The organism is Enterobacter sp. RHBSTW-00318, from assembly GCF_014101375.1.
GTDB lineage: Bacteria > Pseudomonadota > Gammaproteobacteria > Enterobacterales > Enterobacteriaceae > Enterobacter > Enterobacter ludwigii.
On the sequence record NZ_JABXQH010000001.1, the window covers coordinates 4,167,937 to 4,193,661 of the forward strand.

Sequence of the window (25,725 nt, forward strand, 5' to 3'; positions counted from 1 at the left end):
TGTCGGGTATCCAGTGGGAATGTTTGATAAGAATAGCTAAAGGATGGGCGCTGAAAAGCGCGCCGGCAGGCCTTTCACTCAGGATTGCTGGCGAACATCACAGAATTTATGACGTGAGGAATTGATGCAAACAGTTAAACAAAGCGCAATGGCGTTATTTTTGACGGTGATCCCCTTTGCTGTCGTCGCGCATCCTCACAGTTTTATCAGCCTGAAAACCGAGCTGGTAACGGACGGAACGCAGCTCAGTGGCCTGAAAATGCGCTGGACGATGGATGAAATCACCTCGGCTGACCTGCTGTACGATGCCGGGAATGCAAAACCCGGGGATGAAATCTGGAAAAAGCTGGCGGCGGAAGTGATGGCCAACGTGCTTGGTCAGCACTATTTCACCGAGTTCTGGCATAACGGACAAAAAGTGAAATTTATGAATCGGCCGACGGAATATGGCATGACCCGCGACGGACATCAGGCGGTACTGACGTTTGTCCTGCCGCTGGCGCATCCGCAACCGCTGGCTGGGCAGACCTATACGTTTTCCACCTTTGATCCCACTTACTATGTCGATATGCATTACGCAGAGGAGAGTGATGTGACGCTACCGGCAGCCCTGCAAAAAACCTGCACGATGGCACTGCACACGCCAAAACCGAGCGAAGAGACGCTCAATTTTGCGGTCTCTCTCGATAAAGAAGATGCACCACCCGAAGACATGGAGCTGGGTAAACAGTTCGCACAGCAGGTGACGTTGCAATGTCAGTGATCGCATCTCCGGCACGAAAATCACGCCGCTGGCTTCATCTCTGGCCGCTGGCGCTCTTTTTGCTGCTGGCCGTGTGCGGCGCGTTGTGGCTATGGCACGCCTGGCCGCAGGTGATGATGAAAAGCATTGTCTGGCAGCGCGAGGTCAACCAGCAGATGAGTGGCTTACTGAAGGCGGTGGCGGAAAACCCGACGAAGGCAGGCGGTTCTCTTCTGGCCTTCAGTTTTCTCTACGGTGTCCTGCATGCGCTGGGGCCGGGACACGGCAAAATCGTGATCGCGACCTGGCTTGCGACCCATCCGTCCAGGCTCAAATCAAGCATTGGGTTGACCCTCGCATCTTCGCTGCTTCAGGGCGGCGTGGCGATTGCGCTGGTGGTGGTCGTCCTGTCGTTATTACGCCTTCCTGCTCGTCAGCTGCATATCAGCAGTTTCTGGCTGGAGAAGGGCAGTTACGCGCTGGTCGGTGTGCTGGGCTTGCTCCTGTGCTGGCGGGCACTGAAAAAACTGCGGGCTTTACTGCACAAACCCCAGTTCAGGGCTTTTACGCCGCACCATGAACACACTGCGAACTGCGGCTGTGGGCATCAGCATCTGCCGACGCAGGCGCAGCTACAGAACGGTGATGACTGGCGAGCGCGGCTGATGGTTGTGCTCTCAATGGGCATGCGTCCGTGTTCAGGGGCAATCATGGTGCTGCTGTTCAGTAAGGTGATGGGTGTATTTGGCTGGGGAATGCTCTCGGCATTGGCCATGGCGGCCGGGACGTCACTCACGATTTCGTCACTGGCACTGCTGGTGCACAGTTTCCGTCAACTGGCGGTCAAACTCAGCGGCAATAAAACGCCGGTGCTGTGGCGGCAGGTCGGATGGACAACGCTCGCGCTGGCGGGCGGGATGATTCTGCTGGTGGCTGCGGTAACGATGTGGATGAGCGCGGTGCCGGTGGGAAGGGGATTAAGGCCGTTTTAGTCAGGTACAGCATGGTGCCCTTTCCCGGCGGGAGAGGGCACCGCAGGCTGGATTAACGCTTCAGCGCGTCGCTCAGCTCATCACGCATGTTTGCCAGCATGGCTTTAACAACACGTGGGTTACCTGCAACGATGTTGCCGGTCGTCAGATGGTTGTGTCCGCCGGTGAAATCGCAAACAATGGCGCCTGATTCACGCGCGATCAGCTCGCCCGCTGCAAAATCCCACGGCTTCAGTGACAGCTCAAAGTAACCGTCAACGCGACCGGTAGCCACATAGGCCAGGTCCAGCGCGGCAGAACCGGTGCGACGGAAGTCCGCGCATTCGGTGAACAGTTTGCCCAGAATATTCATGTAAGTGGTTGCGTGCTGCTTCGCCTTGAACGGGAAGCCGGTCGCCAGAATGGTACCGTCGAGGTCGCGTGCATTGCTGCAGCGCAGACGGTAGCCGTTCAGCTGCGCGCCCTGACCGCGGGTTGCGGTGAACAGTTCGTTACGCATTGGATCGTAAACCACGGCGACTTCAGTACGGCCTTTAATGCGTACTGCGATAGACACGGAGAAGTGTGGCAGACGTTTGACGAAGTTGGTGGTGCCATCCAGTGGATCGATAACCCATTGAACATCCTGATCGGTACCTTCAAGTTCACCGCTTTCTTCGGTGATGATGGTGTGCTGCGGGTAAGATTTGCGGATGGTATCGATAATAATCGCTTCAGCGGCTTTATCGACGTTGGTTACGAAATCATTGCTGCCTTTCTGGCTGGTTTCAACAGAATCTGGCGTTTCGTAGTGTTTGGCAATTACATTACCCGCCTTGCGCGCTGCGCGCACGGCGATGGTCAGCATCGGATGCATCGGTCTCTCTCACTGGATGTTAAAGAACGGGAAAATCGGCGCAGAGTATAGCAGCGAGATCGGAATATGTCTCTCGTTTATGATAATATGGCCGAATATTCTTCAGACACAGAATCCAGACATTAAAACTATGCTGCAAAACATTCGAATCGTGCTGGTCGAAACATCGCACACTGGCAATATGGGCTCCGTAGCCCGCGCTATGAAAACTATGGGCTTAACGAACCTGTGGCTGGTTAACCCACTGGTGAAACCCGACTCACAGGCTATCGCTCTGGCTGCGGGCGCCAGCGATGTCATTGGTAACGCGCAGATCGTGGATACTCTGGACGAAGCCCTGGCAGGGTGCAGTCTGGTGGTCGGGACCAGCGCCCGCTCCCGTACACTGCCGTGGCCGATGTTGGATCCGCGTGAATGCGGTCTGAAAAGCGTCTCTGAAGCCGAACAGGCTCCTGTAGCGCTGGTGTTTGGCCGTGAACGCGTGGGCCTGACCAACGATGAACTGCAGAAGTGCCATTACCACGTGGCCATTGCCGCTAACCCGGAATACAGCTCCCTGAACCTGGCAATGGCCGTTCAGGTGATTGCCTATGAAGTGCGTATGGCGTGGCTGGCGACGCAGGAAAAAGCAACGGCAGAGCCGCAGGAAGAGGCCGTCTACCCGCTGGTGGACGATCTGGAGCGCTTCTATGGTCACCTGGAGCAGACCCTGCTCTCTACCGGTTTCATCCGTGAAGGTCACCCGGGGCAGGTAATGAACAAGCTGCGCCGCCTGTTTACCCGTGCACGTCCGGAAAGCCAGGAACTGAACATTCTGCGCGGGATTCTGGCGTCGATTGAGCAAAAGAATAAAGAGTAGTGCCCATCCTGGTGATACGGCACGGAAGGTTAAATACCTGACTAAAACAGTCAAGTAAATAGTTGACCATTTTAGTCAGGAATGTCAGACTTGGCCCTGCTATGCAATACCCCCATTTTACTATAAAAAACCCCGGGCAGGGGCGAGTTTGAGGTTAAGTAAGACATGAGACTGACATCTAAAGGGCGTTATGCCGTGACCGCGATGCTGGACGTTGCGCTCAACTCCGAAGCGGGCCCGGTTCCGTTGGCTGATATTTCTGAACGACAAGGGATCTCCCTCTCCTATCTGGAGCAGCTGTTCTCCAGACTGCGTAAAAATGGACTGGTTTCCAGCGTTCGTGGCCCAGGCGGCGGTTATCTGCTGGGTAAAGACGCGGGCAGTATTGCAGTTGGCGAAGTGATCAGTGCCGTTGACGAATCCGTTGATGCGACCCGTTGCCAGGGTAAAGGCGGCTGCCAGGGCGGCGATAAGTGCCTGACCCACGCGCTGTGGCGCGACCTGAGCGATCGTCTGACCGGCTTCCTGAACAACATCACCTTAGGTGAGCTGGTAAATAACCAGGAAGTTCTGGATGTCTCTGGCCGTCAGCACAGCCAGGACTCCCAACGCAGCACCCGCGGCCAGGACGCGATCGACGTCAAATTACGCGCGTAATAAAAAGATAAGTATTTCAGAATCAGGCCGGAGCGTTCGCTCGCTCCGTGTACTCGGTCGTACATCCAGCCGGTTGCCTGATTCCTTGCATTGAAGCGATGTACGGAGTTTATAGAGCAATGAAATTACCGATTTATCTCGACTACTCCGCAACCACGCCGGTGGACCCGCGTGTTGCCGAGAAAATGATGCAGTGTCTGACCCTGGACGGAAACTTTGGTAACCCAGCTTCCCGTTCACACCGTTTTGGCTGGCATGCTGAAGAGGCGGTAGATATCGCCCGTAATCAGATTGCTGACCTGGTGGGTGCCGACCCGCGTGAGATTGTATTCACCTCCGGTGCGACCGAATCCGATAACCTGGCGATCAAAGGTGCGGCCAACTTTTATCAGAAAAAAGGCAAGCACATCATCACCAGCAAAACCGAACACAAAGCCGTGCTGGACACCTGCCGTCAGCTCGAGCGTGAAGGTTTCGACGTGACTTACCTGGCACCACAGAGCAACGGTATCATCGACCTGAAAGAGCTCGAAGCGGCCATGCGTGATGACACCATTCTGGTTTCCATCATGCACGTAAACAACGAAATCGGCGTTGTGCAAGATATCGCGACCATCGGCGAAATGTGCCGTGCGCGCGGTATCATCTACCACGTAGACGCCACCCAGAGCGTGGGCAAACTGCCTATCGATCTGAGCCAGCTGAAAGTGGACCTGATGTCCTTCTCCGGCCACAAAATCTATGGCCCGAAAGGTATTGGTGCACTGTACGTTCGTCGTAAACCGCGTATCCGCATCGAAGCACAGATGCACGGTGGCGGTCACGAGCGTGGTATGCGTTCCGGTACGCTGCCTGTTCACCAGATCGTGGGGATGGGCGAAGCTTACCGTATTGCGAAAGAAGAGATGGAAACCGAGATGGCGCGCCTGCGCACGCTGCGTAACCGTCTGTGGGATGGCGTGAAAGATATGGAAGAAGTGTATCTGAACGGCGATCTCGAACAGGGCGCACCAAACATTCTCAACGTCAGCTTCAACTATGTTGAAGGTGAATCGCTGATTATGGCGCTGAAAGACCTGGCGGTTTCTTCCGGTTCTGCCTGTACGTCTGCAAGCCTGGAGCCATCCTATGTGCTGCGCGCACTGGGCATGACTGACGAGCTGGCACACAGCTCTATCCGTTTCTCTTTAGGTCGTTTCACTACCGAAGAAGAGATTGACTACACCATCAAGCTGGTTCGCAACTCCATCGGTCGTCTGCGTGACCTTTCTCCACTGTGGGAAATGTTCAAGCAGGGCGTGGATCTGAACAGCATTGAATGGTCACATCACTAATCGGTACATAAGGAGAATTCAACATGGCATACAGCGAAAAAGTTATTGATCATTACGAGAACCCGCGCAACGTTGGCTCTTTTGACAACAGCGACGAAAGCGTAGGTAGCGGTATGGTCGGTGCGCCAGCGTGTGGCGACGTGATGAAGCTGCAGATTAAAGTCAACAATGAAGGTATCATTGAAGACGCGCGCTTCAAGACCTACGGCTGCGGTTCTGCTATCGCCTCCAGCTCCCTGGTCACCGAATGGGTGAAGGGCAAGTCTCTGGACGAAGCACAGGCAATCAAGAACACGGATATTGCTGAAGAACTCGAACTGCCACCCGTGAAAATTCACTGTTCTATCCTGGCAGAAGACGCGATCAAAGCCGCCATTGCGGATTACAAAAGCAAACGTGAAGCAAAATAATTGAGGTTTGAGTATGTCGATTACCCTTAGCGACAGCGCTGCCGCGCGAGTAAGCTCTTTTCTGGCGAACCGTGGTAAAGGCTTTGGCCTGCGACTGGGCGTACGTACCTCCGGCTGTTCTGGTATGGCTTACGTACTGGAGTTTGTTGACGAACCGGCGTCTGATGACACCGTATTTGAAGACAAGGGCGTGAAGGTGGTGGTCGATGGCAAAAGCCTGCAATTCCTCAATGGCACTCAGCTGGACTTTGTAAAAGAAGGCCTGAACGAAGGGTTCAAATTCACGAACCCGAACGTCAAAGACGAGTGTGGTTGCGGCGAAAGCTTCCACGTTTAACCGCGCGTTATCCGAAACCCCACCGCAGGACTCCTGTGCGTGGGGTTTGTTCTAACAGGCTACCCCTGAGATTGTTATGGATTACTTCACTCTCTTCGGACTACCCGCTCAATACCCGATTGATCTGCAGGCGCTGACGATCCGCTTCCAGGATCTGCAGCGTCAGTATCATCCGGATAAATTCGCCAGTGGTACTCAGTCAGAGCAATTGGCTGCGGTATCGCAATCTGCGACCATCAATCAGGCCTGGCAGACGCTGCGCCATCCACTGTCTCGCGCTGAGTATCTGCTCTCGCTTCATGGCTTTGATCTGGCGAGTGAACAGCACACCGTGCGTGATACGGCGTTTTTGATGGAACAGCTGGAACTGCGTGAAGAGCTGGATGAGATTGAACAGGCCAAAGATGAAGCGCGTCTGGAAAGCTTCATCAAGCGCGTAAAAGGCATGTTCGATACCCGCCATCAACTGATGGTGGAGCAACTGAACAACGAGACCTGGGATGTGGCGGCAGACACTGTGCGCAAACTCCGTTTTCTCGATAAACTGCGAAGCAGTGCTGAACAACTCGAAGAAAAGCTGCTCGATTTTTAATTTCGGAAGCAATTATGGCCTTATTACAAATTAGTGAGCCTGGCTTAAGTGCCGCACCGCACCAGCGTCGTCTGGCGGTAGGTATTGATCTGGGCACCACCAATTCTCTCGTGGCGACCGTGCGAAGCGGCCAGGCGGAAACGTTGGCTGACGAGCAGGGCCGTCATCTGCTGCCTTCCGTGGTCCACTACCAACAGCAGGGCCACGCGGTTGGCTACGACGCACGCGCGAACGCCGCGCGCGATCCGGCGAACACCATCAGTTCCGTAAAACGCATGATGGGCCGCTCCCTCGCCGATATTCAGACCCGTTATCCGCATTTGCCGTATCAGCTGCAGGCCAGTGAAAACGGCCTGCCAATGATTGCCACGGCAGCGGGGCTGCTGAACCCGATCCGCGTTTCTGCTGATATCCTCAAAGCGCTGGCGGCGCGTGCTACGGCAACGCTCGGCGGCGATCTCGATGGCGTGGTCATTACCGTTCCGGCCTACTTTGATGATGCACAGCGTCAGGGCACCAAAGACGCGGCGCGTCTGGCGGGACTGCACGTTCTGCGCCTGCTGAACGAACCGACGGCGGCCGCCATTGCCTACGGCCTGGACTCCGGTCAGGAAGGGGTGATTGCGGTTTACGATCTGGGTGGCGGGACCTTTGATATTTCTATCCTGCGCTTAAGCCGTGGGGTGTTTGAAGTGCTGGCTACCGGCGGTGATTCTGCGCTGGGTGGCGATGACTTCGACCATCTGCTGGCCGATTTCATTCGCGAGCAGGCGGGTATTCCCGATCGCAGCGATGCACGCGTGCAGCGTGAACTGCTGGACGTGGCCATCGACGCGAAAATCGCGCTGAGCGATGCGCAGTCTGTCACCGTCAACGTGGCGGGCTGGCAGGGGGAAATCACCCGGGAACAGTTTAACGACCTGATCGCGCCTTTGGTGAAACGCACCCTGCTGGCCTGCCGTCGCGCACTGAAAGATGCGGGCGTTGAGGCTGACGAGGTGCTGGAAGTGGTCATGGTTGGTGGCTCCACGCGCGTACCGCTGGTGCGTGAACGGGTGGGTGAATTCTTTGGCCGCACGCCGCTGACGTCCATCGACCCGGATAAAGTGGTTGCCGTGGGCGCGGCTATCCAGGCGGATATTCTGGTCGGCAACAAGCCGGACAGCGAGATGTTGCTGCTGGATGTTATTCCGCTCTCCCTGGGTTTAGAAACCATGGGGGGACTGGTGGAGAAAGTCATTCCGCGTAACACCACCATTCCGGTGGCGCGCGCGCAGGAATTCACCACCTTCAAAGACGGCCAGACCGCGATGTCCATCCATGTGATGCAGGGCGAGCGCGAACTGGTGCAGGACTGTCGTTCACTGGCGCGCTTTGCGCTGCGCGGTATTCCTGCGCTGCCTGCGGGCGGTGCGCATATTCGCGTTACCTTCCAGGTGGATGCGGACGGCCTGCTGAGCGTCACGGCGATGGAGAAATCCACCGGCGTTGAGTCGTCTATCCAGGTGAAGCCGTCCTACGGCCTGACCGACGGTGAGATCGCCTCCATGATTCAGGATTCAATGAGCTACGCCGAACAGGATGTGAAGGCGCGTATGCTGGCAGAACAGAAAGTTGAAGCCGCACGCGTGCTGGAAAGTCTGAACGGTGCGCTCGCTGCCGACGCCGCGCTGTTAAGCGCCGCTGAGCGTCAGGTGATTGACGAGGCTGCCGCGCGCTTAAGCGCAGTGGCCGAAGGCAATGATGCTGATGCAATAGAAGAAGCCATTAAAAACGTTGATAAACAAACCCAGGACTTTGCTGCTCGCCGCATGGACAAATCTGTCCGCGTCGCGCTGAAAGGCCAGTCCGTGGACGAGGTTTAATATGCCAAAGATTGTTATTTTGCCTCATGCGGACCTCTGTCCGGATGGTGCTGTTCTGGAAGCGAAGACCGGTGAGACCATTCTCGATGTTGCCCTGCGTAACGGTATCGAAGTGGAACACGCCTGTGAAAAATCCTGTGCCTGCACAACCTGCCACTGCATCGTGCGTGAAGGTTTTGACTCTCTGGCCGAGAGCACCGAAGATGAAGACGACATGCTGGATAAAGCATGGGGTCTGGAGCCAGACAGCCGTTTGAGCTGCCAGGCTCTGGTGACCGATGAAGATCTGGTCGTGGAATTCCCACGCTACACCATCAACCACGCACGCGAGCACTGATATGGGACTGAAGTGGACTGACAGCCGTGAAATCGGCGAAGCGCTCTACGACGCTAACCCGGATCTCGATCCTAAAACCGTACGCTTCACCGATATGCATCAGTGGATCTGCGATTTAGACGATTTTGACGACGATCCAAACGCATCCAATGAAAAAATTCTGGAGGCGATTCTGTTAGTCTGGTTAGATGAAGCAGAATAAATCACCTTACGGGCTGCCTTCAGGCGGCCCGTTTGCTAATAAGGATAAATAAAATGACCGAAGCGATGAAGATTACGATCTCGAATCAGCCTGCTGACGCGCGCTGGGGCGAGAAAGCCACCTACAGTATCAACAACGACGGTATTACCCTGCACCTGACTGGCAACGATGATTTGGGTCTGATCCAGCGCGCGGCGCGCAAAATTGATGGTCTGGGCATTAAACATGTCACCCTGGATGGCGAAGGCTGGGATATCGACCGCAGCTGGGCATTCTGGGCGGGTTACAAAGGACCGAAAGGCAGCCGTAAAATCGAGTGGGCGACGTTCGACGAAGCGGGTCAGAAAGAGCTGGAAAGCCGTCTGACCATTATCGACTGGGTGCGCGATACCATTAACGCCCCGGCAGAAGAGCTGGGTCCTGAACAACTTGCGCAGCGCGCCGTTGACCTGCTGTGCGGCGTGGCCGGCGACAAAATGTCTTACCGCATCACCAAAGGTGAAGACCTGCGCGAGCAGAACTATATGGGGATCCACACCGTGGGTCGCGGTTCCGAGCGTCCTCCGGTATTGCTGGCGCTGGATTACAACCCAACCGGTGATAAAGCAGCACCGGTATTTGCCTGCCTGGTCGGGAAAGGCATCACGTTCGATACCGGCGGTTACAGCCTGAAGCAGAGCGCGTTCATGGACTCCATGAAGTCCGATATGGGCGGTGCAGCAACCATCACCGGCGCGCTGGCGTTTGCCATTACGCGCGGTCTGAACAAGCGCGTGAAGCTTTACCTGTGCTGTGCGGACAACATGGTGAGCGGTAATGCCTTTAAGCTCGGCGACATCATTCGCTACCGTAACGGTAAAAACGTGGAAGTCATGAACACCGATGCGGAAGGTCGTCTGGTGCTGGCTGATGGTCTCATCGACGCGTCTGCGCAGAAGCCAGAGCTGATTATCGACATGGCGACCCTGACCGGTGCGGCGAAAACCGCGCTGGGCAACGACTACCATGCGCTGTTCAGCTTTGACGACAAACTGGCAGCCCGTCTGCTGGCAAGCGCGGCCGCGGAGAACGAACCGTTCTGGCGTCTGCCGCTGGCCGAATTCCACCGCAGCCAGCTGCCGTCTAACTTCGCCGAACTGAACAACACTGCGAGCGCAGCCTATCCGGCGGGTGCGAGCACGGCGGCCGGCTTCCTGTCTCACTTCGTTGAGAACTATCACGAAGGCTGGTTGCACATCGACTGCTCCGCAACCTACCGTAAAGCGGCCGTTGAGCAGTGGTCTGCAGGGGCAACGGGACTGGGCGTGCGTACTATCGCGAACCTGCTGACTGCCGAGTAATTGTCTTTGTCCGGCGGCGCTGTGCTTGTCCGGGCCTACGGTTTTGTAGGCCTGTTAGCCTTGCGCCAGCCGACATTATCTTGAAGTAGCCAAACTATGTCTGAAACGAAAAACGAATTAGAAACTCTGCTGGAACAGGCGGCGACCGAACCTGCCCACCGTCCGGCATTTTTCCGCACGTTGCTGGAGTCCACCGTCTGGGTTCCGGGTACCGCAGCGGAAGGCGAACAGGTTGTTGAAGACAGCGCGCTGGACCTGCTCCACTGGGAGAAAGACGACGGCACGTCGGTGATCCCGTTCTTCACCTCGCTGGAAGCGCTGCAGCAGGCCGTTGAAGACGAGCAGGCGTTCGTGGTGATGCCGGTGCGCACTCTGTTCGAAATGACGCTGGGCCAGACCTTGTTCCTCAACGCCAAACTGCCAACCGGGAAAGAGTTCACCCCGCGTGAAATCAACCATCTGATTGGCGAGGAGGGCAACCCGCTCAGTACGCAGGAAGTGCTGGAAGGGGGCGAAACGCTGCTGTTGTCTGAAGTAGCCGAACCCCCTGCGCAGATGATTGATTCGCTGACCACGCTGTTCAAAACCCTCAAACCCGTGAGGCGCGCGTTCCTCTGCTCTGTTAAAGAGAGCACGGATGAACAGCCGGTACTGCTGATTGGCATTGAAGCAGACGGCGATATCGAGGAGATTATTCAGGCTGCGGGCAGTGTTGCCACCGATACGCTGCCGGGTGATGAGCCGATCGATATCTGTCAGGTGAAGAAGGATGAGAAGGGCATCAGCCACTTTATTACCGAGCACATCACGCCGTTTTACGAGCGTCGCTGGGGCGGATTCCTGCGCGATCTCAAAACCACCCGCATTATCTGATTACGCGGGGTGATTTTTCACCCCGTCGCTTCCAGCAGCAGTAAATCCATCAGCAGGACCAGATTCGACTCAAACGACGTCACGCCAGCGGCTTCTGCGGCGTAATGTACCGCCTCGTCATATAAGGCAAAGTGTAAATCTGCCATTCCCGCCAGCGTATTGGCCGAAGCGCGCGTAAAAGCCACGACCGTCATCCCCACGTTTTTCGCGATCCGCGCTTTATCCAGCACCTGTTCGGTTTCACCGCTGCGTGAGACGGCGATAAACACCTGATACCGCGCAGCGTTGCTGAGGAAAATGTTCCGGCTATCCCCCGGCCCGGAAATAAACGCCGTTTTGCCCAGCACCTGCAATTTCTTGGTGAGGTACTCGGCGAAGAGATAAGAGAAGCCGGCGCCATAAAGAAAGAAACTCTCTTTCTGGCGCAGTAACGTCGAAAATTGCGCGCGCTTCTCCTGCGTTACCCACTGAAAGGTGTGCTGATAGTTCGCGATAAATTGACTGAAAAGCGCCGGCAGTTCGGGGCGCTGTTGTGCCTGCGCAGCGATATACGGCGTCTCGGTTAACAGCTGTTTGCAGTGCCAGATAAATTCGCTGAAACCGCTGAAGCCTAATTTCTGACACAGACGCATAATGGTGGCGGTTGAGACGAACGTCGCCTGCGCCAGTTCGCGCACCGTAATATTGCCCACCAGCAGAGGATGCTCTGTGAGGTGGGCCAGCACGCGATATTCCGCGCGGGTCAGTGACGCCCCGCGCGTTAACAGCGTGGCCAGACGGTTATCCATTATTTGGCCGGTTCAACGGGCAAATCGTCTCGTGCACCCCATTCACTCCAGGCGCCATCATAGAGCGTCACGTCGTTTACACCGAGTGTGGCGAGCGCCAGAATCACCACGCAGGCCGTGACGCCGGACCCGCAACTGGCAATAATGGGACGATGCAAATCCACGCCCTGACGATCAAAAATGGCGCGCAGCTCATCGGTCGTTTTTAATTCACCTTCAAACACCAGATCGCCCCACGGCACATTCAACGCGCCGGGAATATGGCCGCGCTTCAGCCCCGGACGCGGTTCATCCGCCTGGGCGTTAAAGCGCGCTGCAGGGCGGGCATCGACAATTTGCGCCGTTTTTTCATGGCTGACCACCAGCACGTCGGTCAGACGTTTTACCTGATGCGCGTCAAACGTCGCGTCGAACTCGCCTTCCGGCAGCGTCACGTCGCCTTGCTGCAATGGCAGTTCATCACGCTTCCAGCCCGCGAGGCCGCCTGCCAGAATTGAGACTTTCTCCACGCCAAAGTTTTTCAGCATCCACCAGGCGCGCGGTGCGGAGAAGAGGTTACCTTCATCGTAAACCACGAGGTGTTTGTCACGATTAACGCCAAGTTCGCGCATCGCCACGGAGAACGCTTCCGGGCGCGGCAGCATGTGCGGGAGAGGGGAGTTATGGTCGGACAGGGCTTCAATATCAAAAAATACCGCGCCCGGCAAATGCCCTGCGCGGTATTCTGCGACCATATCGCGAAGATGTTCCTGCCCGGCAGGTGCCATACGCGCGTCAATAATCTGTACTTCCGGATCGTCACCGTGCTCAATCAGCCAGTCGGCGGCGACAAAATATGAGGTGGACATGGGTTGCCTCCATTCTTTTCCGTAAAAAAGGATTGTCGGTGTTTTTTCTGACACCGACAAGCAAACCACGTTCAACTCGCGAGCACGACCCTATTTTTTCACCGCTTCACCGTTCTGCCAGGCTTTTTGCAGCGCAGGCCAGTAGTCACGGTTGGCGTCAATCATGTCATCGAGAATCGCTTTTGCGTGCTCCATGGTGGGCACGGTGCGGTTCAGGGTGAACGCCTGCAGTGCTTTTTCGTAGCTGCCTTCAATGGTCGCTTCCACCAGCAACTGTTCAGAGGCGAGCTGCTGCTGTAGCAGCGTCTGATGGAACAGCGGGACCCGACCCACGCGGATAGGCTCTGGCCCTTCAGAGGTGATGTAGGCCGGGACTTCCACCACCGCGTCGTACGGCAGATTGGTTATCGCCCCGCGGTTTTCCACCATTACCAGATGGCGCTGACGCAGGTTAAATGCCAGCGAGCAGGCGACATCGACAATAAACTCGCCGTGGACGCCCACGTGGAAGGCATCCGGTAAAATCCCGGTACGCTTATACTCTTCTGCGGCGGCAAACAGCTTTTTCTCACGCCCGTTCATCACTTCGTTCGCGCGGGTATAGTCCGGGTTCTGATGCTCCACAATCTGGTTTGGCATCAGGTAGTACTGCAGATAGGGGTTTGGCAGATATTCCGGGAAGTTATCCATGATGGGCTTGATGTTGCGCCAGGTTTTCACCCACGACGGATCCGAGTGCTGCGGATCGGTTTTGGCCGCATCTTCCGTCAGCAGGCCGAACCTCGCGATATGCCGACGCAGTTCCGGCAGCTTGTCCTCGCCGTCTACCCGCACGCGGGTAAACCAGCCGAAGTGGTTCAGACCAAAGTAGTCCACCTCCAGCTTGTGGCGGTCCACACCCAAAATGGCCCCCATGTTACGCATCGCCGCCACTGGCATATCGCAGATATTAAGCACGCGGGCGTCCGGTCGCAGGCGGCGCACCCCTTCCGCAACGATCGCTGCCGGGTTGGAATAGTTCACGATCCAGGCTTTTTCATGCGCGTAGCGATCCACCAGATCGATCAGCTCGACCATCGGCAGGATCGTGCGCAGGCCGTATGCCAGCCCGCCAGGACCGCAGGTTTCCTGGCCCACCACGCCGTGGCGCAGCGGGATCTTCTCATCCTGCTCACGCATTCTGTACTGGCCGACACGCATCTGGGCGAAGACAAAGTGCGCCCCGCTGAACGCGACTTCCGGGTCTGTGGTCACGGTGAAGGTAATGCTCTGGCTATGGTCGCGAATGACCTTCTCCACCACCGGTGCAATGGTGTTCTGGCGTGCTTCGTCGATATCGTAGAGGCGAATCTCGGCCAGCGGGAAGTCCTGCAGGCGTACCATCAGGCTTTTCACGATACCTGGCGTATAGGTGCTGCCGCCACCGGCAATCGACAGAATAAAAGGGGGTGTAAACATCTTTAGCTCCTCTCAGAGAAACGTCTCAACGGCTTCTCGCATTTTTTTGACATGCAGCCCGTAGACCACCTGAACGTTGTTACCTTGTTTGATAATCCCTTTCGCGCCGGTCGCTTTCAGGCGCGGCTCGTCGATGATGGAGACATCCTTCACCGTGACGCGTAAGCGGGTGTAGCAGTTATCCACTACCTCAATGTTTTCCCGACCTCCCAGTCCCACCACGATGGATTCACCCAGCCCGTCATTGTTCCCCTTCGCCTGATACTCCTGTTTGCTGTACAGGCGCGTCTCCTGATCGTCATCCTCGCGTCCCGGCGTCTTCATGTTGAAGCGCAGGATCAGGAAGCGGAACACCACAAAATAGAGCGCGAACATGATGAGCCCGACCACGATGTACATCGGCCAGTTGGACTTCTCCGTGCCGAGCGGCAGGTTATAAAGAATAAAATCGATAATTCCGTTAGCGCCGATGGCATGAACACCGAACAGGGAGAAAAGCATCATGCCGATGCCGGTCAGCGCCGCATGTACCACAAACAACAGCGGAGCGACGAACAGGAACGAAAACTCAATCGGCTCGGTAACGCCCACCAGCAAAGAGGTTAATGCTGCCGGGATCAGGATGGCTTTGGCTGCCGCTTTGCGCTCCGGCCTGGCGGTCATGTACATCGCCAGCGCCGCCGCGGGCAGGCCAAACATTTTGCTGATGCCGCGCGCGTCCCACACTACCGTGCTGCTCAACTGCTTCACTTCCGGACAAGCCATTTCGGCGAAATAGATATTGCGTGCGCCCTGATAAACCGTGCCGCATACCTCTTGCGTCCCCCCAAGTTCGGTATACAGGAAGGGGGTATAGACCAGATGATGCAGGCCGGTCGGCACCAGAATACGTTCCAGGAAGCCGTAAATGGCCACCCCAAAAGGCCCGGAACCTTTGATCGCCAGCGCCAGTGCGCTGATGCCATGCTGGGCAAATGGCCACAGTTCGCTCATCACGACGCCGAGCAGCATTGAGACAGGAAGCATGACGATGGCGACGAAACAGTGGCCGGAATAGATGGCCATCGCGCCGTTAAACTGTACGCCGGAGTATTTGTTGTACAAGTATCCGGACAGCGCCCCGGTCAGGATCCCGGCGAAAACGCCCATCTCCAGCACCTGCACGCCCAGCACCATACTTTGCCCGGCGGCTTTCATCTGGTCAGCGGGGGCCAGTTCGCCCTGGAGCTGCAGCGTAACGTTCATCGCGTTAATGAAAACAACAAAGGTCACCAGGCCGATCAGGGCCGCATAGCCTTTATCACGCGTGGCCAGGCCAATCGGTATCCCGACGGCAAACACCAGCGCCAGGTTAACCAGTACTGACACGGCCGATTTCGCGATAAGCTGACCAACATGCTGAATCAGCGGATGGCCGAGAAACGGCACATACTCTGCGAGGTTACCGTTCCCCAGGACGTTACCGAATGCGATAAACAGACCGACGATCGGTAAGATAAGTACCGGTCCGTACAACGATTTTCCGAAATTTTGTAGGGCGTTCACGGCTCGTTTCATGACTGTCTCTCTTAGTGAACCGCGCACTCGGGGTGCGTCTTGAGCTTAAAGCTAGCAGGCTAAAGGCGAGGTAATCCAGCTATCTTCTTGTTTTAAAAACAAATGACGTAAAAGGTAACATGTGACGTTTGCGACTGTGATCGGCATAGCAGTGCCTGAGTAAAGGCGTCGTCGCTCTGCGAGGTGCTTTCCAGATTCTAAAATTAGACTTTTTGTATTAATGAAACTTGCGGATAATACTTATCCGGAAGACGACCAACAGGCTCCATGGGCCAGGGACAAAGGATGACACCGTTTCGCTTAGCCGCGATTTCTCTCGCGCTGCTTACCACATTTTCGCTTGTCGGCTGTGATAACAGCGACGATAACTCTCAGGTTGCGGCTCCCGCAGCATCCACAGCAACGACACCGAAAGCACCGAAAGCACCGGAAAAGCCGGACGCTGAAAAGCTGGCAACGCTGGCGGCACAGAGTCAGGGCAAAGCGCTCACCCTGCTGGATACCTCAGAGGTGCAGCTTGATGGCGCGGCCACGCTGGTGCTGACCTTCTCTGTTCCGCTCAATCCCGATCAGGATTTCGCCAAAACAGTGCATGTGGTGGATAAAAAAAGCGGCAAGGTTGACGGGGCGTGGGAACTCGCACCTAACCTGAAAGAGCTACGCCTGCGCCATCTGGAGCCCAACCGCAATCTGGTTGTCACCGTTGAACGTGATTTGCAGGCGCTGAACAAAGCGACATTTGGTATCGATTACGAAAAAGCCCTGACCACCCGGGATGTTGAACCGACGGTCGGTTTTGCCAGCCGTGGCTCGCTGCTGCCGGGCAAGGTGGTGGAAGGTCTGCCGGTAATGGCGCTCAACGTCAACAATGTTGACGTGAATTTCTACCGCGTGAAGCCTGAATCCCTGGCCTCCTTTGTCAGCCAGTGGGAGTACCGTAACTCCCTGACCAACTGGGAGTCCGATAATCTGCTCAAAATGGCGGACCTGGTGTATACCGGCCGGTTTGACCTCAATCCGGCACGCAACACCCGTGAAAAACTGCTGTTGCCGCTGCGGGATATTAAGCCGCTCCAGCAGTCAGGCGTGTACATTGCGGTCATGAATCAGGCCGGGCACTATAACTACAGCAATGCCGCGACGCTCTTTACCTTAAGTGATATTGGGTTGTCCGCTCACAGTTATCATAACCGTCTGGATATTTTCACCCAGAGCCTGGAAGATGGCGCGGCGCAATCCGGCGTTACCGTCACCCTGTTGAATGATAAAGGGCAGACGCTTGCCGAAGCGAACAGCGATGCTGACGGCCACGCAAAGCTTGAGACTGACAAAGAAGCCGCGCTGATTCTGGCCAGCAAAGACGGACAGACCACGCTGCTTGACCTCAAGCTTCCGGCCCTCGATCTGGCGGAGTTTGATATCGCAGGTAGCCCAGGCTACAGCAAGCAATTCTTTATGTTTGGCCCGCGCGATCTCTATCGCCCTGGCGAAACGGTGATCCTCAATGGTTTGCTGCGTGACAGCGACGGTAAACCGCTTCCTGCCCAGCCGGTTAAACTCGACGTACTGCGCCCGGACGGACAGGTGGCACGCACGGTTGTCGTCCAGCCTGAGAACGGCCTCTATCGCTTCAATTATTCCCTGGACGGCGGGGCGCAGACCGGTATGTGGCATATCCGCGCCAATACCGGTGATAACCAACAGCGCCTGTGGGATTTCCACGTTGAAGATTTTATGCCGGAGCGTATGGCGCTTAATCTGACGGGACAAAAAGCGCCGGTTTCCACCGAGGATAACGTCGACTTTAACATTGCGGGTTATTACCTGTATGGCGCACCTGCCAACGGAAATTCCCTGCAAGGCCAGCTTTTCCTGCGACCGCTGCGCGAAGCCGTCGCTGCACTGCCGGGCTTCCAGTTCGGTGATATCGCCGAAGAGAACCTGAGCCGCAGCCTGGATGAAGTTCAGCTAACCCTTGATGAACAGGGGCGCGGACAGGTCTCGACAGAAAGCCAGTGGAAAGAGGCGCATTCACCGCTGCAGCTGATCCTGCAGGCCAGCCTTCTGGAATCGGGCGGTCGCCCGGTGACGCGCCGTGCTGAGCAGGCCATCTGGCCGGCGGCCGAGCTGCCGGGTATCCGTCCTCAGTTTGCCAGTAAGGCCGTTTATGACTACCGCACTGACACCACCGTCAACCAGCCGATCGTGGATGAAAACGGCAATGCCAGCTTTGATATCGTCTATGCCGATGCCAGCGGGGCAAAAAAGGCGGTTTCCGGGTTACAGGTTCGCCTGATCCGTGAGCGCCGTGACTACTACTGGAACTGGTCAGAGAGCGATGGCTGGCAGTCACAGTTTGATCAGAAAGACCTGGTGGAGGGCGAGCAGGAGCTGACCCTCAAGGCCGATGAAACCGGTAAAGTGACCTTCCCGGTGGAGTGGGGCTCGTACCGTCTGGAGGTCAAAGCGCCGGACGATATGGTCAGCAGCGTGCGCTTCTGGGCCGGCTACAGCTGGCAGGATAATAGCGACGGCACCGGTGCCGCTCGCCCTGACCGTGTGACCATGAAACTGGACAAGCCTTCCTATCAGCCGGGAGATACCATCCAGCTGCATATCGCTGCTCCGGCGGCGGGTAAAGGCTATGCGATGATCGAGTCCAGCGAAGGGCCGCTGTGGTGGAAAGAGATCGACGTACCGGCCAACGGACTCGATCTCTCAATCCCGGTGGATAAGGCCTGGAAACGTCACGATCTCTATCTCAGCACGCTGGTGGTACGCCCTGGCGATAAATCCAAATCAGCGACGCCGAAACGTGCCGTCGGGTTACTGCATCTGCCGATGGGCGATGAGAATCGCCGCCTGAATGTCGCGCTGGAAAATCCGCAGAAAATGCGGCCAAACCAGACGCTGTCCGTGAAGGTGAAGGCCAGCGTCAAAGAAGGCGCCGTTCCGCAGAAAGTGAATGTGCTGATCTCGGCAGTGGACAGCGGCGTGTTGAACATCACCGATTACGTTACCCCGGATCCGTGGGAAGCGTTCTTCGGTCAGAAGCGCTACGGCGCGGATATCTACGATATTTATGGTCAGGTCATTGAAGGGCAGGGCCGCATGGCTGCACTGCGCTTTGGTGGTGACGGCGATGAGCTTAAGCGCGGCGGTAAACCACCGGTGAACCACGTGACTATCATTGCCCAGCAGGCGCAGCCGATCGAGCTCGATGCTAACGGTGAAGGGACCGTGACGCTGCCCATTGGAGACTTCAATGGCGAGCTGCGTCTGATGGCGCAGGCCTGGACGGAAGATGATTTCGGCAGCAGCGAAGGTAAAGTGATTGTCGCCGCCCCAATCATTACCGAACTGAACACGCCGCGCTTCCTGGCAAGTGGCGATACCTCACGCCTGACGCTGGATGTGACCAACCTGACGGACCAGCCGCAAACGCTGAACGTTGCTTTTACCGCTACCGGCAAGCTGTCGCTTGAGGGCGCACAGCCGCAGCCCGTGAAGTTACCGCCGGGCGCGCGCAGCACCCTGTTTATACCGGTACGTGCGCTGGATGGCTACGGTGATGGTGAAGTGACCGCTCAGGTGACCGGCCTGAAGCTGCCGGGCGAGACTTTCGCTGCACAACAGAAGAGCTGGAAAATCGGCGTTCGTCCGGCATTCCCGGCGCAGACCGTTAACACCGGTGCCATGCTGAATCCCGGTGAGTCGTGGAGTGCACCGGCGCAGCACCTTAATGGCTTCTCTCCTGCCACGCTACAGGGACAATTGCTGCTGAGCGGGAAACCGCCTCTGAATCTGGCGCGCTATATTCGTGAGCTGCAGGCATATCCGTATGGCTGTCTGGAGCAAACCACCAGTGGTCTGTTCCCGTCGCTCTACACCAACGCGGCGCAGTTGACCGCGCTTGGCATCAAAGGGGATACGGATGACAAGCGCCGTGCGGCCATTGATATCGGGATCTCCCGTCTGCTGCAGATGCAGCGTGATGACGGAGGTTTCGCGCTTTGGGATAAAAACGGTCCGGAGGAGTACTGGCTCACCGCCTATGTCACTGACTTCCTGGTTCGCGCAGGCGAGCAGGGCTACAGCGTGCCTGCTGAGGCGGTTAACAACGCCAACAGCCGCTTGCTGCGTTACCTGCAGGACCCGGGCATGATGTCCATCCGCTATAGCGATGATACCCAGGCCAGTAAATTTGCGGTGCAGGCCTATGCCGCGCTGGTGCTGGCTCGTCAGCAAAAAGCCCCGCTTGGTGCGTTGCGTGAAATCTGGGAACGTCACGGACAGGCCGCTTCCGGGCTGCCGCTGATGCAGCTGGGGATGGCGCTTAAATTGATGGGTGACGCACCGCGCAGCCAGCAGGCGCTGGGTCTGGCCATCAAAACGCCGCGTAACGACAGCAAAAACTGGATGGCCGATTATGGCAGTGCGCTTCGTGATAATGCGCTGATGCTCTCTCTGCTTGAGGAGTACAAGCTTCTGCCGGATGCGCAAAATACGCTGCTGAACGCCTTGTCGGAACAAGCTTTCAGCCAGCGCTGGCTCTCGACCCAGGAGAGTAACGCCCTGTTCCTGGCCGGACGCTCGCTGCAAACTTTGTCCGGTGCATGGCAGGCGCAAACGTCTCTGGCGGATACCGCATCAGGCGGTGATAAAGCCCTGGTACAGAACGTGAACGGCGACCAGCTTGGCGCGCTGCAGGTGACCAATACCGGTAGCACACCGCTGTGGGTACGACTTGATAGCACCGGTTATCCGGCATCTGCACCTCAGCCATCGTCTAACGTGCTGCAGATTGAGCGCCATATTCTGGCAACCGACGGCAGCACAAAGTCGCTCACGTCACTGAAGAGCGGCGAGCTGGTGCTGGTATGGCTTGAAGTGAAGGCCAGCCAGAACGTGCCGGATGCGCTGGTTGTCGATCTCCTCCCGGCGGGACTGGAACTGGAAAACCAGAACCTGGCGAGCAGCAGCGCCAGCCTGCAGGACAGCGGCAGCGAAGTGCAGAACCTGCTCAGTCAGATGCAGCAGGCGGATATTCAGCATATGGAATTCCGCGACGATCGCTTTGTGGCGGCGGTGCCGGTTAACGAAGGGCAGCCGGTCACGCTGGTTTATCTGGCGCGCGCCGTGACGCCGGGAACCTATGAGGTGCCGGTCCCGATGGTGGAGTCTATGTATGTTCCGCAGTGGCGGGCAACAGGTGCGGCCAGTGGCCCGCTGATTGTTGTACCGTAATATGCGGCTTGTACGTCTGATACGCTCCCGCTGGCTGTGGCTGGCGGGAGCGCTTCTCGTTTTATGGGGGCTGATCCTGGCCGCTGATCGCCTGTGGCCGTTGCCTCTGAAAGAGGTCAACCCCGCACGGGTGGTGGTGGACGAAAAAGGCACACCGCTTTGGCGTTTTGCCGACAGCGAAGGGATCTGGCGCTATCCGGTCACTCTCGAAGAGGTTTCTCCCCGCTATCTTGAAGCCTTGATCCAGTATGAAGATCGCTGGTTCTGGGACCATCCAGGCGTGAATCCGTTCTCTGTGCTGCGCGCCGCCTGGCAGGATCTTACCTCCGGGAGGGTTGTCTCAGGCGGCAGCACGCTCACTATGCAGGTGGCGCGCCTGCTGGATCCGCATCCGCGCACTTTTGGTGGCAAAATTCGTCAGCTCTGGCGAGCCATGCAGCTTGAGTGGCACCTCTCTAAGCGCGACATCCTCACGCTTTATCTTAACCGCGCCCCGTTTGGCGGTACGCTGCAGGGGATTGGTGCGGCAAGCTGGACCTATCTCGGCAAACCGCCTTCGCAACTCAGCTATTCCGAAGCGGCGCTGCTCGCCGTATTGCCGCAGGCGCCAAGCCGGTTGCGTCCTGACCGCTGGCCGGAACGTGCAGAAGCGGCACGCAACAAAGTGCTCGATCGGATGGTGACGCAGGGCGTCTGGTCGGCAAGCCAGGTTAAGGAGTCCCGTGAAGAAGCGGTATGGCTGGCGCCCCGGCAAATGCCGCAGCTGGCACCGCTCTTTTCGCGCATGATGCTCAGCAAAAGTCGCGATACTAAAATTGTGACTACCCTGGATGCGTCCTTGCAGCGGCAGCTTGAAGAACTGGCGATGAACTGGAAATCCCGCCTGCCGGCACGCAGTTCGCTGGCAATGATCGTCGTCGATCACACGGATATGAAAGTGCGTGGCTGGGTGGGATCGGTCGACATTAACGATGACACCCGGTTTAGCCATGTGGATATGGTGAATGCGATCCGATCGCCGGGATCGGTGCTCAAGCCCTTTATCTACGGTATGGCACTGGACGACGGTTTGATCCACCCGGCATCGCTGCTCCAGGATGTTCCAAGAAAAACGGGGGATTATCGCCCGGGTAATTTCGACAGTGGATTCCATGGGCCGGTGAGTATGAGTGAAGCGCTGGTACGTTCCCTTAATCTGCCCGCCGTGCAGGTGCTCGAGGCATACGGACCAAAACGTTTTGCTGCGATGTTGAGTAATGCAGGTTTGCCGCTGATTTTACCTGCTGGCGCACAGCCGAATTTATCGCTGATCCTGGGCGGGGCAGGGGCGCGGTTGGCCGATATCACCGCGGCCTATAGCGCGTTCGCCCGACACGGTAAAGCGGGCCGGCTGCGCTTACAGCCAGGCGATCCCTTGTCAGAGCGGCCGTTGTTATCCCAGGGGGCGGCGTGGATCATTCGCCGTATTCTGGCCAATGAGGCGCAGCCGCTGCCGGACAATGCGCTGCCGCAGGTGGTACCTCTGGCATGGAAAACGGGAACCAGCTATGGCTACCGTGACGCATGGGCGGTAGGGCTGAATGCCCGTTACGTTATTGGGATCTGGACCGGACGACCGGACGGCACGCCTGTGGCGGGTCAGTTTGGGTTTGCGAGCGCGGTACCTCTGCTTAACCAGGTGAATAATGTACTGCAGTCTGGTTCAACGCTCGATCAGGCGCGTCTGCCACGCGACCCGCGCCCTGACGGTGTGGGACGCGGCGTCATCTGTTGGCCGGGCGGCCAGTCGCTGCCGGAAGGGAGCGAAAATTGCCGTCGTCGCCTGGCGACCTGGCTGCTGGACGGCAGCGAGCCGCCGACATTGCTCCTACCGGAACAGGAAGGTATTCGCGGGATCCATTTCCCGGTCTGGCTGGATAAAGAGGGCAAACGCGTGGCGGCAGACTGCCCGGATGCGATCGAGAAAGTTCTGGATGTCTGGCCGCTGCCGCTGGAACCCTGGCTGCCTGCAGCCGAGCGGCGCTCAGCACGGATCCCTTCGCCATCGGCTACCTGTCCGCCCTTGTCGCAGGACTCACCTGCACCGCTGATGTTGACTGGTGTGCGTGAAGGCGCGGTTATCAAGCGCCTGCCGGGGGAATCCCGCGTCTCGTTACCGCTACAGGCTACCGGCAATAGCGGTGAACGCTGGTGGTTTTTGAATGGCGAACCGCTGGCGGTGAAGAGCCGGGTTTACACCTTGCAGCTTGATAAATCAGGCGATTATCAGGTGCTGGTGATGGATGAAGCGGGGCAGGTGGCAACGGTGAATTTCACGCTGCAGTAGCGTTAAACGTCTCTTCTGCTGTGAGCTGTTGCTAATCTTCGTCTCATTTTAAAAAAATGTTACCTGAATCCATAGGCAATGGCGCTATTGCTCATTATAATCCGCGCCACACCATACTCAGGTATGAAAAACAACAGAACATTTACAGAGGTTATCATGGCTATTGAACGTACTTTTTCCATCATCAAACCGAACGCGGTGGCAAAAAACGTTATTGGCAGCATCTTTGCTCGCTTTGAATCAGCAGGGTTCAAAATCGTTGGCACCAAAATGCTGCACCTGACCGTTGAGCAGGCTCGCGGTTTCTACGCTGAGCACGAAGGTCGTCCATTCTTCGACGGCCTGGTTGAGTTCATGACTTCTGGCCCGATCGTTGTATCCGTACTGGAAGGCGAAAACGCAGTACAGCGTCACCGTGACCTGCTGGGTGCGACCAACCCGGATAACGCACTGGCTGGTACCCTGCGCGCTGACTATGCAGACAGCTTCACCGAGAACGGCACCCACGGTTCCGATTCTGTTGAATCTGCCGCTCGTGAAATCGCGTTCTTCTTCGCTGAAGGCGAAGTGTGTCCACGTACCCGTTAATTTAACGGTTTCGTTTACACATTATTTTCGTAAATGCCGCGTGCAGACGTGGCATCCCTGCGCCAGACTTTGTACAATGCAACGCCCCGGACGAGCAGACTGCTTTCCGGGGCGTTTCTTTTCAACCCTCCATGGGCCATAACGTGTAACAACGAGGCCGGAAAAAATTATGTCTGAATTAGTGAATACCTCCGAAGTCGCCATTCCTGCGGTTCCAAATAAAAATGGAAAAATTAACCTGCTGGATCTGAACCGTCAGCAGATGCGCGAGTTCTTTAAAGAGATGGGCGAGAAGCCGTTTCGTGCCGATCAGGTCATGAAATGGATGTACCACTATTGCAGCGACAACTTTGATGACATGACTGACATCAACAAAGTGCTGCGCAATAAGCTCAAAGAAGTGGCTGAAATCCGTGCACCAGAAGTGGTGGAGGAGCAGCGCTCTGCCGATGGCACCATCAAATGGGCGATTGCCGTTGGCGATCAGCGCGTTGAAACCGTCTACATCCCGGAAGAAGACCGCGCCACGCTGTGCGTCTCCTCTCAGGTGGGCTGTGCGCTGGAGTGCAAGTTCTGCTCAACCGCTCAGCAGGGATTCAACCGTAACCTGCGCGTGTCTGAAATTATCGGCCAGGTGTGGCGTGCGGCGAAAATCGTCGGTGCGGCGAAAGTGACCGGGACCCGTCCAATCACCAACGTAGTGATGATGGGCATGGGCGAGCCACTGCTGAACCTGACCAACGTCGTTCCGGCGATGGAAATCATGCTGGATGACTTCGGCTTCGGTCTGTCCAAGCGTCGCGTAACGCTGTCGACGTCAGGCGTAGTGCCTGCACTGGACAAGCTGGGCGACATGATTGACGTTGCGCTGGCGATCTCCCTGCATGCACCGAACGACGAAATCCGTGACGAAATTGTACCCATCAACAAAAAGTACAATATCGAAACTTTCCTCGCCGCCGTGCGTCGCTACCTGGAGAAATCCAACGCGAACCAGGGCCGCGTGACGATCGAGTATGTCATGCTCGATCACGTAAACGACGGTACCGAGCATGCGCATCAGCTGGCTGAACTGTTGAAAGATACGCCGTGCAAAATCAACCTGATTCCATGGAACCCGTTCCCGGGCGCGCCTTATGGCCGTAGCTCGAACAGCCGTATCGACCGTTTCTCCAAGGTGCTGATGGAGTATGGTTTCACCACTATCGTGCGTAAAACCCGTGGTGATGATATCGATGCTGCATGCGGACAGCTGGCAGGTGATGTGATTGACCGTACCAAACGTACCCTGCGTAAACGCATGCAGGGCGAGACGATTGCGGTCAAAGCTGTTTGATTCTTATGCACTCACGGCGCATTATTTGCGCCGTGAAGCATAATCTTACTGAATAATCAGTCAGATTCGTGATGACTGATCAATAATTACGGTGCGTTTCATCCGACTTTCGGGCAGTATGTAACGACGTAACAACAGTTTATCCTGACGGGCAGGGCTGTGCTGTCATCTCCGGGCTGAC

At 56.7% G+C, this 25,725-nt stretch carries 22 protein-coding genes; 17 read left to right on the plus strand and 5 right to left on the minus strand.

Going from position 1 to position 25,725, the window contains the following annotated elements:
- The first annotated feature begins 124 nt into the window (after positions 1 to 124).
- The gene (locus tag HV157_RS20580; protein ID WP_041162813.1) at positions 125 to 763 is read left to right on the plus strand and encodes a DUF1007 family protein; all 639 of its coding nucleotides are present in this window, start codon (positions 125 to 127) and stop codon (positions 761 to 763) included.
- Positions 754 to 1,734, plus strand: coding sequence for a nickel/cobalt transporter (locus HV157_RS20585; protein WP_025203459.1), 981 nt, complete (start codon positions 754 to 756; stop codon positions 1,732 to 1,734). The genes HV157_RS20580 and HV157_RS20585 overlap by 10 nt, the downstream gene beginning before the upstream one ends.
- A gap of 52 nt (positions 1,735 to 1,786) precedes the next feature.
- On the opposite strand, the gene suhB is transcribed toward HV157_RS20585, so the two are convergent.
- Positions 1,787 to 2,590 carry an inositol-1-monophosphatase gene (gene suhB / locus HV157_RS20590; protein ID WP_020883019.1) on the minus strand — a complete coding sequence of 268 codons (804 nt, stop codon included), beginning with the start codon at positions 2,588 to 2,590 and terminating at the stop codon, positions 1,787 to 1,789.
- A 130-nt stretch (positions 2,591 to 2,720) separates the two neighbouring features.
- Here suhB and trmJ point away from each other — a divergent pair, with 130 nt between their 5' ends.
- The 11 genes from trmJ (at position 2,721) to sseB (ending at position 11,396) form a co-directional block, all read left to right on the plus strand.
- Positions 2,721 to 3,449 carry a tRNA (cytosine(32)/uridine(32)-2'-O)-methyltransferase TrmJ gene (trmJ, locus tag HV157_RS20595; RefSeq protein ID WP_032669904.1) on the plus strand — a complete coding sequence of 243 codons (729 nt, stop codon included), beginning with the start codon at positions 2,721 to 2,723 and terminating at the stop codon, positions 3,447 to 3,449.
- 165 nt (positions 3,450 to 3,614) lie between these two features.
- A complete protein-coding gene (gene iscR, locus HV157_RS20600) occupies positions 3,615 to 4,106 on the plus strand; it encodes a Fe-S cluster assembly transcriptional regulator IscR (protein WP_020883021.1) in 492 nt (163 codons plus the stop codon).
- Positions 4,107 to 4,225: 119 nt separating this feature from the next.
- The gene (gene iscS / locus HV157_RS20605; RefSeq protein WP_020883022.1) at positions 4,226 to 5,440 is read left to right on the plus strand and encodes a cysteine desulfurase; all 1,215 of its coding nucleotides are present in this window, start codon (positions 4,226 to 4,228) and stop codon (positions 5,438 to 5,440) included.
- A 23-nt stretch (positions 5,441 to 5,463) separates the two neighbouring features.
- On the plus strand, positions 5,464 to 5,850 hold the full coding sequence (gene iscU / locus HV157_RS20610) for a Fe-S cluster assembly scaffold IscU (protein ID WP_003860661.1): 387 nt from the start codon (positions 5,464 to 5,466) through the stop codon (positions 5,848 to 5,850).
- 13 nt (positions 5,851 to 5,863) lie between these two features.
- On the plus strand, positions 5,864 to 6,187 hold the full coding sequence (gene iscA, locus HV157_RS20615; RefSeq protein ID WP_003860659.1) for an iron-sulfur cluster assembly protein IscA: 324 nt from the start codon (positions 5,864 to 5,866) through the stop codon (positions 6,185 to 6,187).
- Between the two features lie 76 nt (positions 6,188 to 6,263).
- Positions 6,264 to 6,779: a co-chaperone HscB gene (gene hscB, locus HV157_RS20620; RefSeq protein ID WP_014171181.1), complete on the plus strand. Its 516-nt coding sequence runs from the start codon at positions 6,264 to 6,266 to the stop codon at positions 6,777 to 6,779.
- Positions 6,780 to 6,793: 14 nt separating this feature from the next.
- Entirely contained in the window at positions 6,794 to 8,644 is a 1,851-nt protein-coding gene (hscA, locus tag HV157_RS20625; RefSeq protein ID WP_020883023.1) for a Fe-S protein assembly chaperone HscA, read from the plus strand.
- Position 8,645: 1 nt separating this feature from the next.
- On the plus strand, positions 8,646 to 8,981 hold the full coding sequence (fdx, locus tag HV157_RS20630; protein ID WP_014171179.1) for an ISC system 2Fe-2S type ferredoxin: 336 nt from the start codon (positions 8,646 to 8,648) through the stop codon (positions 8,979 to 8,981).
- A gap of 1 nt (position 8,982) precedes the next feature.
- Positions 8,983 to 9,183: a Fe-S cluster assembly protein IscX gene (gene iscX, locus HV157_RS20635; RefSeq protein WP_014171178.1), complete on the plus strand. Its 201-nt coding sequence runs from the start codon at positions 8,983 to 8,985 to the stop codon at positions 9,181 to 9,183.
- A gap of 53 nt (positions 9,184 to 9,236) precedes the next feature.
- Positions 9,237 to 10,523 carry an aminopeptidase PepB gene (gene pepB / locus HV157_RS20640; protein WP_182268890.1) on the plus strand — a complete coding sequence of 429 codons (1,287 nt, stop codon included), beginning with the start codon at positions 9,237 to 9,239 and terminating at the stop codon, positions 10,521 to 10,523.
- Between the two features lie 96 nt (positions 10,524 to 10,619).
- Positions 10,620 to 11,396: an enhanced serine sensitivity protein SseB gene (sseB, locus tag HV157_RS20645; RefSeq protein ID WP_020883025.1), complete on the plus strand. Its 777-nt coding sequence runs from the start codon at positions 10,620 to 10,622 to the stop codon at positions 11,394 to 11,396.
- 17 nt (positions 11,397 to 11,413) lie between these two features.
- Here sseB and HV157_RS20650 read toward each other — a convergent pair whose 3' ends face one another.
- The 4 genes from HV157_RS20650 to HV157_RS20665 form a co-directional block, all read right to left on the minus strand.
- The gene (locus tag HV157_RS20650) at positions 11,414 to 12,184 is read right to left on the minus strand and encodes a MurR/RpiR family transcriptional regulator (RefSeq protein WP_020883026.1); all 771 of its coding nucleotides are present in this window, start codon (positions 12,182 to 12,184) and stop codon (positions 11,414 to 11,416) included.
- Entirely contained in the window at positions 12,184 to 13,032 is an 849-nt protein-coding gene (sseA, locus tag HV157_RS20655; RefSeq protein WP_025203463.1) for a 3-mercaptopyruvate sulfurtransferase, read from the minus strand. Before sseA ends, HV157_RS20650 begins: the two co-directional genes overlap by 1 nt.
- A 90-nt stretch (positions 13,033 to 13,122) precedes the next feature.
- Positions 13,123 to 14,490 carry a 6-phospho-alpha-glucosidase gene (locus HV157_RS20660; RefSeq protein ID WP_014171173.1) on the minus strand — a complete coding sequence of 456 codons (1,368 nt, stop codon included), beginning with the start codon at positions 14,488 to 14,490 and terminating at the stop codon, positions 13,123 to 13,125.
- A gap of 12 nt (positions 14,491 to 14,502) precedes the next feature.
- Complete coding sequence (locus tag HV157_RS20665) at positions 14,503 to 16,047, minus strand: PTS transporter subunit EIIC (protein WP_047743081.1); 1,545 nt, start codon at positions 16,045 to 16,047, stop codon at positions 14,503 to 14,505.
- Positions 16,048 to 16,332: 285 nt separating this feature from the next.
- Here HV157_RS20665 and HV157_RS20670 point away from each other — a divergent pair, with 285 nt between their 5' ends.
- The 4 genes from HV157_RS20670 (at position 16,333) to HV157_RS20685 (ending at position 25,544) form a co-directional block, all read left to right on the plus strand.
- On the plus strand, positions 16,333 to 21,294 hold the full coding sequence (locus HV157_RS20670; RefSeq protein ID WP_182268891.1) for an alpha-2-macroglobulin: 4,962 nt from the start codon (positions 16,333 to 16,335) through the stop codon (positions 21,292 to 21,294).
- 1 nt (position 21,295) lies between these two features.
- Positions 21,296 to 23,620, plus strand: a complete 2,325-nt coding sequence (gene pbpC / locus HV157_RS20675) for a peptidoglycan glycosyltransferase PbpC (protein ID WP_182268892.1) — start codon at positions 21,296 to 21,298, stop codon at positions 23,618 to 23,620.
- A 156-nt stretch (positions 23,621 to 23,776) separates the two neighbouring features.
- Entirely contained in the window at positions 23,777 to 24,208 is a 432-nt protein-coding gene (gene ndk, locus HV157_RS20680; RefSeq protein ID WP_003860625.1) for a nucleoside-diphosphate kinase, read from the plus strand.
- Positions 24,209 to 24,377: 169 nt separating this feature from the next.
- Positions 24,378 to 25,544 (plus strand): bifunctional tRNA (adenosine(37)-C2)-methyltransferase TrmG/ribosomal RNA large subunit methyltransferase RlmN, encoded by a 1,167-nt coding sequence (locus tag HV157_RS20685; RefSeq protein WP_014171168.1) that lies wholly within the window; start codon positions 24,378 to 24,380, stop codon positions 25,542 to 25,544.
- Positions 25,545 to 25,725: the final 181 nt, after the last annotated feature.